This window comes from Bradyrhizobium shewense (assembly GCF_900094605.1).
Taxonomy (GTDB): Bacteria; Pseudomonadota; Alphaproteobacteria; order Rhizobiales; family Xanthobacteraceae; genus Bradyrhizobium; species Bradyrhizobium shewense.
Genome location: NZ_FMAI01000065.1, coordinates 1 through 15,533 on the forward strand (window position 1 = coordinate 1; position 15,533 = coordinate 15,533).

The following is a 15,533-nucleotide window of genomic DNA, read 5'->3' on the forward strand; positions in this document are numbered from 1 at the left end:
GCTTGGCTCAGAGAACTCTTGTGCCTCATCCTGGTCCAGCTATGGCGCACGTTCGCACGCCCAGCCCAGCTCAATCCGGCTTCTTAACGGACGACGGAATATTGCGGTGTCGAGGGCAGGGTGGATATCATCACCGGCACGCTGGGAAAGGCGCTCGGCGGAGCCTCGGGCGGGTACACGTCAGGCAAAGGCGAGGTCATCGACTGGCTTCGCCAGTGCTCGCGGCCGTACCTCTTCTCCAATACGCTGATGCCTGCCATCGCGGGGACATCCCTGAAGGTGTTCGATCTTATCGAACGAGGCGATGCACTGCGCGAAAGACTCTTTGCTAATGCCGACCGCTTTCGCTCGAAGATATCGAAGGCGGGCTTCACGCTGGCTGGCGCGGACCATCCGATCATACCTTTGATATTGGGCGACGCGAGCCTGACGCAGCAGATGGCCGAGAAAATGCTCCAGCGCGGAATTTATGTGATCGGTTTCTCCTTTCCCGTTGTGCCGAAGGGGCAGGCGCGCGTTCGCACACAGATGTCTGCCGCACATTCGATTGCGGATGTTGACCGCGCCGTCGAGGCCTTCACGGACGTGGGAAGGGAGTTAGGAGTCATCTGATGTCCGACTTGACGGAGCGTCTAACAAAGGCAGTGCTCGCCCGCCTCGCGCCCGTCTCGTGCAAACGCGCCAGCGACCGCAGAATGCGCCTTGGCAACAACGTCGAATAGTAGCATTCGAAGTACCCCGCATACGTCTTCGGCGTTTCGGAAGAATGCTGTCGTAACAGCTCGATACGCTTGGGTGGAGGGACGCTCGATGCGGCGCGTGACCAGGAATCAAGACGCATGTCAATGATCCCGGCGAACTCCTCACGCGGCCGTACGATTTCGCTCTCGTCGACCCCGAAGAAATCGCAGATGCGTTTGACATAGTGGGTAGTCGGCACGGTCTGCCACTGACAAACTCATGAATTGCGCGCGATTGATCTGCGCGGCCACAGACCTCCGCGATGGATCGGTGTTGGTTGCAGAGTTACTGAAGGTTGCGACAAAATTTCGCTTTGGTGGACATCGGATGTCCAGCCCCCGTCTTCTGCCAGTTTCCGCATTGGTCGCGTCGGGTTGCACCATTTGTTGACCACTTGCAAAAAATTGGGCGCGCCGAGGCCTCTGCTCAGTATCGAACCCCTTGGATCAAAGATCAGGGCGCGCGATGACTAAGCAATCTACCTTTCAAGTGCTTTCCAAGCTACGCCCCCCTCAAACCGCGCATTGTACAAGAGGTGGAAAGGCGGCTGTTTCCCCTGCTGCTCGTGTCCTACATGATTGCCTAAGTGGATCATGTCAAGATCGCCTATGCCAAGCTCCAGATAGCGGAGTTTCCGTCGTTCGATTCCGCCGCTTAAAGCAATTGTGCTTGCTCCGGGCCGCAGCGACATAGGCTTTCTTCAGCAGGATCCTCGCTCTCCTAAAAGCCGAATGGAAAGTTAAGACCACGGCCAGTTGCCGCATTGTATTTGGTCCCCAACGCCCTTCTCGTGGATCTGGAGGACGCGGTCGGGAGGGCGGCTAAGCCGGCAGCCTGGGCCGCAGTCGCCGCAGCAATCGGCTGTCGTGTCCCCGATGGCCCACGCGTTCGCTGACGCCGGCGCTTTTACTGCCCCTTCGTTTTACTGCGCCTCGCAAGATGAGATGCAGGATTTCGTCGCGGGCGTGACCGATTGCGTCAAAATCCGCTTCGCCGACGAGCTACCGTTATCCGAAAGGTTCGACGTGGATGTGCGCTTCTTGAACTATCCAAGAGTGGGTAGATGTCTGGTCAATTATTCTCGAGGGGGTGAAACATGACGATTTCTCGGCGCAATCTTGTTAAGGGGGGGGCCGCGGGGGCGGCTTTCTCAGTTCCGTCGATACTGCGGGGACAAACAGCGCCGTCTGCCAAGCGGACTGTGAAGATGCAGAATGGCAACATCACCAACTTCGACCCATACTCCAATAGCACTTATCACACTGTCGACCACGGTTTGGCGATTTACGACATGCTGTTTGCGCTGGACTCCAAATTCACGCCTCAACCGCAAATGGTGGGAAAGTGGAGAGTTTCCGAGGATAAGAAGACCTATACGTTCGAACTTCGGGATGGCTTGGGCTTTCACGACGGAACCTCTGTCACTGCCGCGGATTGCGTGGCCTCGATACGCCGCTGGGGCCAGACGGCTAGCGGAAAATTGGTCATGGAACGGACCAGGGATGTCTCCAAGAAGGATGACAAGACCTTCACGGTCGCTCTCAGGGAGCCGCTGGAACTGCTGGTCGATCAGATGGCAAGTTCCACGAGTTATCTGCTGTTCATCATGCGCGAGAAGGACGCAGACCGTCCGCCGACGCAGCCGGTAACCACGCATATCGGATCGGGACCGTTCAAGTTCAACGAGGCGCTTTTCCGGCCGGGCGTGAGGTACATTTACGATCGAAACGAAAAGTACGTCCCGCGTCAGGAGTCGCCCAGCGGATTGGCCGGCGGCAAAATCGTCAAAGTCGACCGCGCCAATTGGGAATCTCTAAACGATGTGCAGACGGCATTGGCGGCGTTGCAAGCGGGTGAGCTCGATTTCGTGAGCGACCCGCTGGCCGAGTTTTATCCGATGATCGAAAATGATCCCAATCTCGTCCTCGAAGATCTCCACAAATCAGGCGATAACTACTATCTGGGCATAAACTTTTTGCAGAAGCCTTTCGACAATGTGAAGGCGCGTCAAGCGTTGCTTCATCTGGTCGATCAAGACGCGTACATGCGCGTTCTCAATCCAAACCCGAAGTACAATCGTCCCATCACGTCGTTATTCGGAACCGACACTCCATATGTCAATGATGTTAACACCGGATGGTACAAAAAAGGCGGTGATCCGGAAAAGGCCAAGCAGCTCCTCAAGGAGGCCGGATATGCCGGCGAGAAAGTCATCATTCTCCAGCCCGCCAACTGGCTTCAGGGTAGCAATGTAGCACAGCTTCTGGCGCTCACGCTGCGAAACATCGGAGTCAATACCGAGCTTGCACCGAGCAACTGGGCTGCGCTCGTCGAGCGCCTGTCGAACAAGGGCGGCGTGGAGAGCGGCGGCTGGAGCATCTTCCCCACGAGCGCAATCGATATTGGCTTCGGCGCTCCACTCTCCGCGGAACAGTTGGTCATGAATGGTACCGCCAGGGGCTGGCGGAAGAATGATGAATACGAGGCTCTTCGGGCCCAATGGGCGGATAGCGCGCTCGAAGAGCGGAAGGTGCTGGCTCGTAAGATGCAGTCGCTCTGGTGGGATACCGTCGGCTTCGTGTTCTTAGGGCAAACTATTACTCCTATTGCGCGCCGCAAGACGCTCACGGGCCTTATCAGCTATCCGGCACTTCTCCCGATGTGGAATATGCAGCAGGGAGCTTGACGGGTGATGGGCGGCTATGTCTGTCGCAGACTGATTTCGGCCATCGGCGTCATGGCGGTGGTCGGGGTTTTCATCTTCTTGCTTCTGAGGCTGGTGCCGGGCGATGCGGCGGCTATGATGGCCGGCAACAATGCCACGCCACAGGAGGTTGCCGGCATCCGCGAACAATTGGGACTAAACGAACCCCTGACGGTTCAATTTGTCCAATGGGCGCTGGGCATCCTTAGTGGTAATCTCGGCAGTTCGATTTTTGCCGGGCTACCGGTTCTCACCTTGGTCTCGCAGCGCATAGAGCCGACCATTTCGCTCTCGATCCTGACAATGATCGTTTCAGTAACGGGGGGGATCTGCTTCGGCATTTTCGCTGCCTGGCGCGCCGGCGGCTTTGTCGATCGGATGCTCACCGCGTTCTCAGCCGTTGGCTATTCCGTTCCGGTGTTTGTCGTCGGCTATTTCCTTACGTATTGTTTTTCCCTCGGGACGCGCTGGCTACCCGTCCAGGGATATGTGTCTATAGGCCAAGGCCTCGCGCCTTGGTTCGTGCATCTGGTTCTGCCGACTGTGGCTTTGAGCTTGTCCTATATTGCTTTCATCGCGCGGATCACGCGGGCGAGCATGCTCGAGGTATTGTCGGAAGATTACATGCGGACGGCGGCGGCAAAGGGTGCCTCGACCTATGCCATGCTTTTTCACTACGCTTTGAAGAATGCAGCCGCCCCGATCCTCACCGTAATTGGCCTAAGCTTCGCTTATCTGATCGGCGGCGTGGTGATTACAGAGACGGTATTCAACCTACCTGGCATCGGGCGCTTGGTCGTCGATGCGATCAATAATCGTGATTATCCGGTCATTCAGGGCGTGCTGATCCTCGTTTCTGGACTTTACGTCCTCATCAACCTTGCAGTCGATCTTGCCTATCGTTTGGTCGATCCTCGCATCCGGTATTGATATGACCCTTCTTTCTGCATCGAATGACGTCGCGCCGACGGCTTGGCCGCGATTATCCGATCTTCCCCGCTTGGCGAGGCGGCATCGCTTGGTCTTCACCGGCGGCGGCGTATTGGCGCTGGTAATCGTCATGGCGCTTTTTGCTCCGATGTACGTCAGAGACCCAATGAACATGGACCCGTTTAAAACGCTCCAGCCCCCTTCTGCCGCAATGTGGTTCGGAACTGATAATTTGGGCCGCGATGTCTTTGCGCGAACGGTTTTTGGCGCCAGACTCTCACTCACGGTGGGTTTGATGGTGGTGGCGAGCACGGCTCTGAGCGGACTTCTGATAGGTGTCATAGCTGGCTACCACCGCGGCTTCGATAGTATCATTATGCGGGTCATGGATGGCCTGATGTCGATCCCGACGATTCTCTTGGCCATGGCCCTGGTTTCTCTGGCAGGCTCCGGGCTGAGTATCCTCATCGTTGCGATCACGATTCCCCAAATCCCAAGCACCGCGCGGCTTGTTCGTTCCGTGGTCCTGAGTGTTCGGGAGCGTCCCTATGTGGAGGCCGCGCTCTGCGGCGGTGCGCGCGCACCGAAGGTGCTGTGGCGACATATCCTCCCAAACACCATTCCTGCGCTCATGGTCCAAAGCGCCAATATCTGCGCCTCCGCCATCTTGACCGAGGCTGGGCTGAGCTTTCTCGGCGCAGGTGTGTCGCCCGAGATCCCTAGCTTGGGAAATATGATCTCGAGTTCGCGCCTGTATCTCGGCCTTGCCCCATTAACTGTCTTCGCCCCCGGCGTCTGGCTTGCAGTCACGGTCCTTGCCGTCAATCTGCTCGGCGATGGCCTGCGCGACTTGTTCGACCCACGTCTGAAACGCAGACGCTGACATGCAAATGCAAAATACCAGCGGTGATAACGTGCTTCTCGATGTTCGGGACCTTGATACACACTTTTACGGAGAAGAGAGTGTTACTCGCGCCTTGGGAGGCATCAGCTTCCACGTGAACAGGGGCGAAACGTTGGGCATTGTCGGCGAGTCCGGATGCGGCAAGAGCGTCACTGCCCTCTCCATTCTTCGGCTGTTGCCGAAGCTGACAGCCAAGACCGTGGGCGGCGAGATACGCTTTCACGGAAGCGACCTCCTGAAACTCTCCGAACGCGAGATACGAAAAATCCGTGGCGACCGGATCGCCATGATCTTCCAGGAGCCTATGACGAGCCTCAGCCCAGTTCACACGGTCGGCCATCAAATCGCCGAGGCAGTGCAGATTCACACGAAGGTCTCCCGCTCCGATGCACTTGAAAGGTCGCGGGAGATGCTCCGTCTGGTCCGCATCGCAGACCCGGAGCGTCGCCTTTACAGCTATCCTCATGAAATGTCGGGTGGCATGCGCCAGCGCGTCATGATCGCCATGGCTCTTGCCTGCTCACCCGAACTGTTGATTGCAGACGAGCCAACCACTGCGCTTGACGTCACCATGCAGGCGCAGATCTTGCGGCTGATCATCGATCTGAAGCAGCGCATGGGAACGGCCGTAATGTTCATCACGCATGATCTTGGCGTTGTGGCAGAGACGTGCCAACGCGTGATTGTCATGTACGCTGGCCGGATCGTAGAGCAAGCCGACGTATTGGACTTGTTCGCGCGCCCCGCGCATCCCTACACTCAGGGCCTGATGCGCTCGATGCCTGATCGGCGACATGGCCGCCGGCAACGCCTTCCGGAGATTCCTGGCATTGTGCCAAGCCTGCGCGAGCCGATCGTCGGCTGCAGCTTCGCTCCCCGCTGCCCGTTTGCGATCGATATTTGTCGCGAGAAGGCGCCCACCATGCGTGATGTCAGACCGAGCCATGCCGCGGCCTGCTGGCGCTCCGAAGAGGTTTTGGGAGCATGAGCGGTTCGCTGTTAAAAGTTGAGAGCCTGACCAAGCATTACGGGCGCGGTACAGGATTCTTGAGGAAGACCGAGCCGGCAGTGCGGGCGGTGGAGGATGTCTCCTTCTCGGTGGAGGCAGGAGAGACGCTCTGCATCGTTGGTGAGTCCGGCTGCGGCAAGTCCACTGTTGCGCGCCTCCTGATGCGGATCGTGGAGCCGACGGCCGGACGTGTGATCATAGACGGCGTTGACATTGCCGGTCTCAAAAGCCACGCGCTTCGGGCATGGCGCCGTCGAATGCAAATGGTTTTTCAGGATCCTTACTCGTCGCTAAACCCGCGCCTCACCGCCGGACAGATCATTACCGAACCCGTTGAGAATTTCGAGCGCCTCCGCCGCAAGCAAAGTCAGGCGCTTGCTGCGGAGCTTCTGCGAAAGGTCGGATTGGCGCCCGATATGATGCACAGGCTCCCATCCGAGCTCTCGGGTGGCCAGCGGCAGCGGCTCGGCATCGCGCGGGCCCTGGCCCTCCAGCCCTCACTCATCATCGCAGACGAGGCGGTGTCGGCGCTTGACGTCTCCGTGCAGGCACAGATCCTGAACCTGCTCATGGACCTCCAGCAGCAGTTGGGCATTGCCTTCGTCTTCATCTCGCATGATTTGAGCGTGGTGGAGCACATCGGCCATCGGGTCGCGGTCATGTATCTTGGGCGGATCGTCGAACTCGCCTCGTGCGAGGCGCTCTTTGCCATGCCCGTCCATCCCTACACCGAGGCGCTGATCGCTGCAGCTCCAGTACCGGATCCCACGCGGGTTCGGCGAGAGGTGCCAGTAGAGGGGGAGGTGCCAAGTCCCATCAATCCGCCAAGTGGGTGTACTTTCCATCCGCGCTGCCCGATCGCGGTCGAGCGATGCCGCATCGAGAGGCCGCCTTTGGTGCCCATGGCAGACGGGCGCGTCGTGGCCTGTCATGTGCGCGCTCCGGCCCTAGACATCCATGCCGAGTGCTCGCGAAAAGATGCTGATCGGTCTGAGGCGGTAAATCCTGAACTGTCGTTTGCGGTCGGACGCAGCGATTTTCCATGAACACTTACGGTTCGGCCTTTCCCTGGAGAACTCGATGATTCCTCGCCGGTCGGCCATCTAGTCGAGGCGAAGAAGAGCTGTTTCGGTAAGGCAAGCAGCAAGAATAGAAAAGGGGCCCTAATGAAATTAAGCGAATATACCGATTATGATGCGACCGGGTTGGCCTCTCTTGTGCGCGCAGGAGACGTTACGCCCTTGGAACTGACGCAACTGGCTCGGAGGGCACACGACGAGGTCAATTCTCGCCTAAATGCCGTCATCGAGTTCTATGATGATGCGGAAACTGTGGGGGGTGCGGATGGAGGTATCTTCCATGGTGTGCCTTTTTTCCGCAAGGACCTTGGTGCGAGCGAGGCGGGTCGTCTCCAGGAATGCGGGAGCCGACTGTTCAAAGGCTATCGCCCTCAAACCGAAAGCTACTTCATACGCCGGGCGCGCGAATCAGGACTTCGTATCCTGGGAAGAACAACCGTGCCGGAATTTGGCATGTCTGGGATGAGCGAGTCCATTCTCCATGGAGTTACCGGCAACCCTTGGAATTTGGAGCGTTCTGCAGGCGGCTCATCTTCTGGTGCGGCCGCGGCGGTGATTTCGGGCATTACTCCTATGTCGCATGGGAGTGATGGCGGCGGATCGATTCGCATTCCCGCCGCTTGGTGTGGTCTTGTCGGGTTAAATCCATCGCGCGGGCGCGTTTCCGGTGGCCCAAACAAACAGGATAGGAATTTTGGCCTTACCCGGGAGTTTGTTCTATGCCGGACAGTGCGTGACATGGCCGCTGCGCTCGACACCTTTTCTGGCCCTTATCCTGGCGATCCTTTCATTATCGTCCAGCCACGTCGGACATATGTGGAGGAACTTTCGCAATCCACCGGAACTCTCAAGGTCGGAGTCGCCCTGAAACCATGGGGGGCAGCCAAGGTAGAGCCGGAGGTCCAACAAGCCGTCGAGGAGACCGCCACGATTCTTGAGGCAATGGGGCACAGCTTGACGGAAATTCCAACTCCATACGATCCCGCCGAATACCGTCAAGGATCTTCGGGCCGATCGAAACTCAGCGCAGAACTGCTTGAAAACGAGGCGCGAGCGATGGGACGACAAATCGATTCAAGCACCTTGGAGCCGCTTAGCCTTAAGCTTTATGAGTTTGGCAGGAACGCTCAATCGGCTTCCATAGCAGACGCGTTTGAAGGTTTGCGGCTTACACGATTCCGCGTAGGTGAGGCGATCAATCCGTTCGATATTCTGCTGACGCCGAGTATGCCCGTTGTGGCACCGCCAAACGATTCTATATATTGCCCGACCAGCCCGACGGTCTCCCTAGAACAATACCAGGAAGGGGCTCGTGCGCTTTTTCCGTACATGGGTGTCTTCAATATCACTGGACATCCATCGGTGTCGCTGCCTTTGGGGCAAAGCGCCAGTGGGCTGCCGATCGGTATTCAAATCGTCGGCCGCTTTGGAGATGAGGCCACCTTGGTTCGTGTCGCACGCGATCTGGAGCAAGCCAGGCCGTGGCGTCATCGGCGGCCCACGGTTAGAGCGGGAGCGATCTGAACTGTCGGTGGCGCTGGCGTAGGTCTTGTTCGCTGTCGATCCCGACCTCCTGGTTCGGCCGTCGCCATCTGCGTCTTCTCACCAGCGCGCCGTGGCTCGCGATCACGCTTGCGGTGACGAGCTTCAACTTCCTCGAAGATGGCTTGGGCGACGCGCTCGATCCACGAATGAACATGCCATGACGAGCAGACCAGCCTCTATCGAACTGACTTCCAGGAGTGCATCATGTCCCCGCCGCTCAACCGTATAGCAAGCGACGAGCGCCTGCCGGCGCATGCCGATGTCGTCGTCGTCGGCGGTGGCGTCATCGGCGTCTCCGCCGCCTATCATCTGGCGAAGAAGGGCTATTCCATCGCGCTTCTCGAGAAGGGCCATGTCGGCGCCGAGCAGTCGAGCCGCAATTGGGGCTGGTGCCGCCAGCAGGGCCGTGCACGCGAAGAGATTCCGTTGGCGCGCGAGGCGCTTCGGCTCTGGGAGGACATGCAGAACGACGCCGGCGTGGACGCCGGATTCCGCCGCACCGGCATCTTGTTCCTGACCAAAAGCAAGGACGAGCTCGCCGGCTGGGAGCGCTGGGCGGCGATTGCGCGCGAGCAGCAGGTTCACTCGACCGTCCTGACGCCGGCCGAGATCGCCGAGCGCATGCCTGGCAACGTTGACGCCTGGCTCGGCGGCCTCTACACGCCGAGTGACGGACGCGCCGAGCCGTCGATGGCTGTGCCCGCGCTCGCCACCGCCGCGCGCAAGCACGGCGTCACCATCCATCAGGGCTGCGCCGCGCGCGGGCTTGAGACGCAGGGCGGACGGGTGAGCGCCGTCGTCACCGAGAAGGGCACCGTTCGCGCGCAGTCGGTGTTACTTGCGGGCGGAGCGTGGTCTTCGCTGTTCTGCCGGCGCCACGGCGTCGACCTGCCGATCGGCCTCGTGAATTTGACCGCGTGCCGGACCACGCCGGGGCCGGAGATCACGTCCGGCGCGCTGGGCACCGATTCTTACTGCATCCGCCGCCGCCTCGACGGCGGCTTCACGCTCGCGCTGCGCAACCGCGGCACCGTGGAGCTGTCGCCCGATCTTTTTCGGTTTGCGCGGACCTTCTGGCCGACCTACAAGCGACGCCGTGGCGGGCTAAAGGTGTCGTTCGGGAGGCCGTTCTTCAACCAGATTGTTCGGGGCACGAACTGGAGCTTCGACCGGCAGTCGCCGTTCGAAGTGGAGCGCGTGCGTGATCCGGCCCCGGACATGTCGCTTGTTAATTCGGCACTCGCCGCATTGATCAAGTCGAATCCCGAACTGAAGGACATCGAGATCGCGGAAGCTTGGGGCGGCACGATCGATAGCACGCCTGACACCATTCCGGTGATCTCTCCAGTCGACGGAATGCCGGGCTTCTTCCTCGCAACCGGCTTCTCCGGCCACGGATTCGGCATCGGTCCGGCGGCCGGCAAGCTTGCCGCCGACATTGTAACGGGCGCAAGGCCGCTGGTCGATCCGTCAGCCTATAGTTACAAGAGCCTCATCGACGGGCGGCCGCTCGCAACTGGCGTTTTCTAGCCATGTTAGATGCGAGTCGCCGTTCGTGGCTGGCTACTTCGAAGCCGCTGTGAATTGCTCGCCTAAGAGCATAAAGAAAAAGAGCATTTGGTACCGGACCATTAGCAGCATTCAGCGTGTTCAATAGGACCATGGAGGAACACGCGGCGAGTTATGGGCCCTCGTTTTGTTGAGGTTCCCTGACCGTAGATTTTCCACAGTACCGATCATCGGAGCCAGAATATGTCAGACAGCTTACCCCGTATAACCTACTCGAACATCGATGCCGACCTCTCACCGATACACGCTTATCTCGACAAAGCTATTCCGGAGTTTGAGCAAGAGTCTCTTTCGAAGTCTTGGAAAACACCTTTCGCGACTGGACCGGCTAGCTCGATAGTAAGCCCTATCGACGGCGCGATTTCTCTTGGTGAGTTTCCGGTCTCGACTGCGGGAAATATCAAGGCTGCGATTGCTGCCGCACGAGAGGGCGCAAAGATCTGGAACCGTACGTCCGTCGAAGAACGACTGGCATTTGCAGGACGTTGGAAGACTGCACTCGCAGAAGCTAAGTATCGGCTCGGCATTGCAGCGCTGTATGAGGTCGGCAAGTCCCGCGTCGAAGCCATAGGGGAGGCAGAAGAAGTTCTGGACATGCTCGACTACTACCCGTCGGAGCTGAAGTCCAACAACGGCTACCGTCGCCCTATGAACGAACTGGTACCCAACGAAACGGCATTGAGCGTCCTTCGCCCATACGGCGTCTTCGCCGTCGTAGCCCCGTTCAATTTCCCGGTAGCTCTTTCGGTTGGCCCGATTGTCTGTGCGCTCCTCGCTGGCAATTCGGTGGTTTATAAGCCGGCGCCGGAATGCCCCTTGAGCGGTCTTCTGATCGCCGAGACGATCAAAAGGGCAGCGTTGCCGGAAGGCGTGTTCAGCATCGTCCTTGGCGGAACCGAAGTCGGCCGTTTGTTGACGACGGATGAAGGAGTTGATGGAATAGCCTTCACCGGATCCCACAAGACTGGAATGGGCATATTCCGCCATATTGCGAAAGGGCCTTGGGTGAAGCCCGTTCTCGCTGAGATGGGTGGAAAGAACCCCGCCTACGTTACTAAGAACGCAGATCTTGATCGAGCCGCCCAAGGGGTCGTGAGGTCGGCGTTCGGACTCCAGGGGCAGAAATGCTCCGCTTGTTCCGTTGTTTACGTCGACAATGCGGTAAAAGACGAATTCATCGAGCGCTGCAAGGTACTAGCCTCGAAGCTTGTCGTTGGGGATCCTCGCTGCAAGGAAACGTTTATCGGCCCCCTTTACAATTCCGGAACGGTAGACCGTTTCACCGAGGCTGTCGCCCAGGTCAAGGCTGAGGGTAAGGTCCACTTCGGCGGCACCCATGTTGATGGCAAGCCGGCCAACTATTTCTTTCCCGCGCTCGTCGAACTGGATGGCCCCTGCAATCTGACGAAAGACGAGCTCTTCATGCCTTTCGTCGTCGTTCGTGGCGTCGATGGACTGGAGCAGGGCCTGAAAGAGGGGAACAACGTTTCCTACGGTCTTTCGGCCGGCATTTATACTGAAGACAATAACGAGCTGAACGTCTTCCTGGATCATGCAGAAGCGGGTGTCCTGTACGCAAACCGGGCCAGCGGTGCAACGACCGGCGCGTGGCCTGGAGCTCAGCCGTTCTGTGGCTGGAAGGGAACTGGCGTCAGCGGCAGGGGTGGCCTGGGACCCTACTACTTGCCGCAGTTCATGCGCGAGCAAAGCCACACGATTATGACGAACTGAACCAGGGCGCCTTGGATGGGCTCGCTGAACCGAGCCGGGTTTGACAGGAGGCTTTAACTTCCAAGTAGGATAGAGCCATGACGAGCAAGACGACTAACAAATTTTCGCATGAGGTCAGTGACCGCGCGGTGCGGCTGGTTCTGGATCAGAGGGGGCGGCGACTGCGCACGGGCAGCGTAAGGCTGGTGACGACCGAATTTCGTTCGAGAGCGTCAGCAATCTCTGGCGGGTGCTGGCGCCCAAGCGCATGGAAATTGCGCGCGTTATGACCGGAGCCGGGCCGCTGACGATCCGGGAAGTCGCACGTCGGGTCGATCGCGACTTCAAGGGGGGCCACTCCGACGTGAGGCTGCTACTGGGCGCGGGGATTTTGGAGCGGACGGAAAGTTGGGCGTGAAATTTCCCTATGACCGCCTGCATGTCGAATTCGACATGATGGCGGCGTGACGTCCCCGCCCGTATCAATAGTAAGATTGAAACAGCGCAATCAGACAAAATCGCGCGGGACCCTAGAGATTGGCCAATGACTCGGAAATTGAAATCAAGAACAAGTCTTGCCGCAATGGAACGCCTCCCGCCATTGAGAGCCGCGGTCTATTTGCGTGTCTCGAGCGGCAGGCAGGCGGAGGGCGAGGTTTCGATCCCCTCGCAGCGCGACGTGACCAACCTGCCGTCCTTCGGATCTCGTGCGTGCAGGTGCAAGATCGAAGCGCTGGCTTCCGCGGCGGCAATCGCATCGGCGGCGATATGGTGTGATCGCCGAGGTCGACGGCGAGTTCGAAGGGCTCTGCCTGCACTTCTGCGTGCAATTGCTGCGAATTTGAGGCCGAAGGGGACCCTTAAGCGACTGTTGCAATCCCGTCGAAAGGAACGGATTTTCAGGCGCGATCCATCTTACCTCAGTGGCTTCGCAAAGCCGCCGAGCGCAGCGCCTCAATGAATGCCGTCTGCCGTTGACCGTAATCATCGGAGCGCGCGATGGCGTAATCCGCAGCAGCGTTAATGGCGATAACGATCTCGTCTTTGGGGAAGATTGCAATCACTTGCCCATAAGCACCGCCGGCTTCATAGCCGTCCTTCGTTATCCACCAAAAGTAGCCGTAGCCGAGCTGTCTGCTGGTCGCAGCCTCGGGAAACTTGACGTGAGCGGTGGTCGCATCCGAGACCCACCCACGTGGCAGGACCTGAATCCCGCCCACATTGCCACCCCGCAGCATGAACTGCCCGATCCGGGCAAAGTCACGCAAGGTCATCTGCAGGTCCCCACCGCCGCGTTCGTGAAGCGCAAGATTGACGCTCCAGAATGCATCTCTTTCCATTCCGAATGGCCGCCAGAGCTTGTCCGACAGATATTCAGCGACTGATCTGCCAACCGCATTGCTAATCATCAACGCTGCGATATCAGCGTCGGCCGTCAAGTACACGAAGTTGGCCCCTGGCGAGTGGACTCTCGGTAAGCCACGCATAACTGCGACAGTGGGATCGATGCCATCAACCATCGGTCCACTCCAAGCCCGATTTGCAGTCGACGTCGGGCTCGACCAATCGTCCGTTTCCGCAACGCCCGCAGTCATCGTCAGGAGGTGGCGCACGCTAACGGCATCGTAGGCGCTGTCTTTCAGCTCAGGGACGTAATCCGTGACCGGCGCATCCACACTGCTTATGTAGCCGTCTTGGATTGCCGCGCCGACGAGAATAGACGTGACCGACTTAGTCACCGACTGGCCGTTCCAATGATCTTCGTGCGTGCGCCCAAGACCATATCGCTCGAGTACCACAACGCCGTCCTTCAGCACGATCACGCCTGACACTGCTGAATTGCACATGTGCCTATCCACGTCCATGGATAGGCCCTTCCACTTCCATTCGGGAGAAATCTGACGCTTTGCGGTTGGCAGCGGGAACACGTTTGCGCCGCGCCGCACTGCAAGCACCGGTCGAACGTAGCGGGTAAAGCCCTGACGACGGAATAGCTGCTGGCCAGTGGCGACTCCGTTAGGCTTTGGCAAGGGCCCTTCTAAGGATATCAGATTCGAACCACACGACCCGCTTGAAACGGCCGCCGTGCCGCTCGGAGGCTGCGAGGACTTCTGCCCATACGCGTTGGACGCGACCAAAGGCACGCTCACTACCCCCGCAGGCGCGTGCAACATGTCCGGCCGGAGCAGTTCAGAGTCTGTAGATCGGCTTTCTTTCGTCATGAGCGACCCCTCCAAGGACCGGTTAAAAATCTCTGACGAGGGGAATCTATTACCGGATAAATGACGAACGCCTGCATTAGAGTGCCGGCGTCGAAGAATTCCTGCGAAGTCAGCACATTCACGCTGGATATATAGTTTTGAAGGAAAACCGCGTGTGGAGAAGCGAACATGCCGCACAGGTTGAGTAGACCAACTTGAGCACGCCTTCGTCACGAAGAGTAGGCTTAACAAGCCGGAAAAGAGGCCGGCGAGAAGAGCGCCTCCACCAAAGTCGGCGATCAGCGCGCCATACACGACTAGCCCGCTCTGTAGATTGTCGCGAACAACAAAAGGCAAAACTGCGAGTGCGGCGCAAAGCCAGCGAGTTCATGCCGCGACGCATATCGGTGTGGCTGGTCGCAACGATCTGCGAGGCCCGGCTGAGCGGGAGGGCGAACGCCTGCTCCAGAGCTGGCTCGCCTTCGATCTTGCGGCGGATGCCGCGGTTGATCCGGCCCAGCCGGTCGCGCGCGATGCGCAGCTCCGGATGATGCCGGTTGAATTGTTTAGCATGAGCCTAACGGCCCGCCATCATCGCCGCGCCTTTAACGACACGAGAATAGCACTGCCGCAGTCTGACCCCGTGTGCGGATTCCGATGATCGCGCGCACCTATTCCAATCTGATGCCGCGCAGCATTCCAATCTGATCGCGCGCATGTGAAGCGCCCGATCGTTAAAGGCAATTGGCACTATCGGTAGCCCGTGGTCAAGCGGCGGCCGAAGAGATCACCTCTAGCGTCACTCGATGGAGCGAAGCTGACTGGACGCGCACCCCCAACAGTGCCGTAGCGGCCGGTCAGCTTCGCGGGCTGCAGTCCCGGTCTTCATCGGGCCGACGATGTAATCAAGCTCGAGGAAGAACCGGCGGGCGACGCATGGAGTCACCGTTCAGTTCGAGCCTGTGAGCATTGTGAAGCAACCGATCAAGTATGGCATCAGCGTAGGTTGGGTCATTTATGAGCTCATGCCATTTGCCAATTGGAAGCTGACTGGTGACGAGTGTTGATCGACGGCCGTAGCGGTCCTCAAGGATTTCGAGCAGATGATGCCGGGCATTGGCGTCGATGGCCTGGAGGCCCC

At 58.8% G+C, this 15,533-nt stretch carries 12 protein-coding genes and 4 pseudogenes; 11 read left to right on the top strand and 5 right to left on the bottom strand.

The window, feature by feature from the left end; all coding sequences use genetic code 11:
- Window positions 1–90: 90 nt before the first annotated feature.
- The 10 genes and pseudogenes from GA0061098_RS42525 to GA0061098_RS42575 form a co-directional block, all read left to right on the top strand.
- Window positions 91–612 (top strand): annotated as a pseudogene (locus GA0061098_RS42525) (aminotransferase class I/II-fold pyridoxal phosphate-dependent enzyme); the annotation flags it as partial.
- A 1,225-nt stretch (window positions 613–1,837) separates the two neighbouring features.
- Window positions 1,838–3,427 (top strand): ABC transporter substrate-binding protein, encoded by a 1,590-nt coding sequence (locus tag GA0061098_RS42540; protein WP_091967966.1) that lies wholly within the window; start codon window positions 1,838–1,840, stop codon window positions 3,425–3,427.
- A 6-nt stretch (window positions 3,428–3,433) separates the two neighbouring features.
- Window positions 3,434–4,375, top strand: a complete 942-nt coding sequence (locus GA0061098_RS42545) for an ABC transporter permease (protein WP_091967968.1) — start codon at window positions 3,434–3,436, stop codon at window positions 4,373–4,375.
- Window position 4,376: 1 nt separating this feature from the next.
- Window positions 4,377–5,258, top strand: coding sequence for an ABC transporter permease (locus tag GA0061098_RS42550; protein ID WP_091967971.1), 882 nt, complete (start codon window positions 4,377–4,379; stop codon window positions 5,256–5,258).
- Between the two features lies 1 nt (window position 5,259).
- On the top strand, window positions 5,260–6,267 hold the full coding sequence (locus GA0061098_RS42555) for an ABC transporter ATP-binding protein (RefSeq protein WP_091967975.1): 1,008 nt from the start codon (window positions 5,260–5,262) through the stop codon (window positions 6,265–6,267).
- The gene (locus tag GA0061098_RS42560; protein ID WP_091967977.1) at window positions 6,264–7,334 is read left to right on the top strand and encodes an ABC transporter ATP-binding protein; all 1,071 of its coding nucleotides are present in this window, start codon (window positions 6,264–6,266) and stop codon (window positions 7,332–7,334) included. Before GA0061098_RS42555 ends, GA0061098_RS42560 begins: the two co-directional genes overlap by 4 nt.
- 120 nt (window positions 7,335–7,454) lie before the next feature.
- Window positions 7,455–8,891, top strand: a complete 1,437-nt coding sequence (locus GA0061098_RS42565) for an amidase (protein ID WP_091967980.1) — start codon at window positions 7,455–7,457, stop codon at window positions 8,889–8,891.
- 77 nt (window positions 8,892–8,968) lie between these two features.
- A pseudogene (locus tag GA0061098_RS46775) lies at window positions 8,969–9,073 on the top strand (peptide ABC transporter permease); the annotation flags it as partial.
- Between the two features lie 43 nt (window positions 9,074–9,116).
- Window positions 9,117–10,442, top strand: a complete 1,326-nt coding sequence (locus tag GA0061098_RS42570) for an NAD(P)/FAD-dependent oxidoreductase (protein ID WP_091967983.1) — start codon at window positions 9,117–9,119, stop codon at window positions 10,440–10,442.
- Window positions 10,443–10,664: 222 nt separating this feature from the next.
- Window positions 10,665–12,212 (top strand): aldehyde dehydrogenase family protein, encoded by a 1,548-nt coding sequence (locus tag GA0061098_RS42575; RefSeq protein ID WP_091967985.1) that lies wholly within the window; start codon window positions 10,665–10,667, stop codon window positions 12,210–12,212.
- A 53-nt stretch (window positions 12,213–12,265) separates the two neighbouring features.
- On the opposite strand, the gene GA0061098_RS47675 is transcribed toward GA0061098_RS42575, so the two are convergent.
- Complete coding sequence (locus GA0061098_RS47675; protein WP_430649308.1) at window positions 12,266–12,361, bottom strand: hypothetical protein; 96 nt, start codon at window positions 12,359–12,361, stop codon at window positions 12,266–12,268.
- 116 nt (window positions 12,362–12,477) lie between these two features.
- Here GA0061098_RS47675 and GA0061098_RS47760 point away from each other — a divergent pair, with 116 nt between their 5' ends.
- Complete coding sequence (locus GA0061098_RS47760; protein ID WP_488226176.1) at window positions 12,478–12,609, top strand: HVO_A0114 family putative DNA-binding protein; 132 nt, start codon at window positions 12,478–12,480, stop codon at window positions 12,607–12,609.
- A 269-nt stretch (window positions 12,610–12,878) separates the two neighbouring features.
- On the opposite strand, the pseudogene GA0061098_RS47350 reads toward GA0061098_RS47760, so the two are convergent.
- From GA0061098_RS47350 to GA0061098_RS42600, 4 genes and pseudogenes are all read right to left on the bottom strand, one after another.
- Window positions 12,879–12,959, bottom strand: a pseudogene (locus GA0061098_RS47350) (3-keto-5-aminohexanoate cleavage protein); the annotation flags it as partial.
- 152 nt (window positions 12,960–13,111) lie between these two features.
- Entirely contained in the window at window positions 13,112–14,038 is a 927-nt protein-coding gene (locus GA0061098_RS46780) for a serine hydrolase domain-containing protein (protein ID WP_245323988.1), read from the bottom strand.
- 778 nt (window positions 14,039–14,816) lie between these two features.
- Window positions 14,817–15,068, bottom strand: a pseudogene (locus GA0061098_RS42595) (IS5/IS1182 family transposase); the annotation flags it as partial.
- 229 nt (window positions 15,069–15,297) lie between these two features.
- A partial coding sequence (locus tag GA0061098_RS42600) for an ATP-binding protein (RefSeq protein WP_165637973.1) occupies window positions 15,298–15,533 on the bottom strand: 236 nt, incomplete at its 5' end.

What these genes read in the sequence shown, in the direction of transcription:
- GA0061098_RS42540 (WP_091967966.1), top strand. Translation starts at nt 1,838, where the DNA reads ATGACGATTTCTCGGCGCAATCTTGTTAAGGGGGGGGCCGCGGGGGCG.
- GA0061098_RS42545 (WP_091967968.1), top strand. Translation starts at nt 3,434, where the DNA reads ATGGGCGGCTATGTCTGTCGCAGACTGATTTCGGCCATCGGCGTCATG.
- GA0061098_RS42550 (WP_091967971.1), top strand. Translation starts at nt 4,377, where the DNA reads ATGACCCTTCTTTCTGCATCGAATGACGTCGCGCCGACGGCTTGGCCG.
- GA0061098_RS42555 (WP_091967975.1), top strand. Translation starts at nt 5,260, where the DNA reads ATGCAAATGCAAAATACCAGCGGTGATAACGTGCTTCTCGATGTTCGG.
- GA0061098_RS42560 (WP_091967977.1), top strand. Translation starts at nt 6,264, where the DNA reads ATGAGCGGTTCGCTGTTAAAAGTTGAGAGCCTGACCAAGCATTACGGG.
- GA0061098_RS42565 (WP_091967980.1), top strand. Translation starts at nt 7,455, where the DNA reads ATGAAATTAAGCGAATATACCGATTATGATGCGACCGGGTTGGCCTCT.
- GA0061098_RS42570 (WP_091967983.1), top strand. Translation starts at nt 9,117, where the DNA reads ATGTCCCCGCCGCTCAACCGTATAGCAAGCGACGAGCGCCTGCCGGCG.
- GA0061098_RS42575 (WP_091967985.1), top strand. Translation starts at nt 10,665, where the DNA reads ATGTCAGACAGCTTACCCCGTATAACCTACTCGAACATCGATGCCGAC.
- GA0061098_RS47760 (WP_488226176.1), top strand. Translation starts at nt 12,478, where the DNA reads ATGACCGGAGCCGGGCCGCTGACGATCCGGGAAGTCGCACGTCGGGTC.
- GA0061098_RS46780 (WP_245323988.1), bottom strand. Translation starts at nt 14,038, where the DNA reads ATGTGCAATTCAGCAGTGTCAGGCGTGATCGTGCTGAAGGACGGCGTT.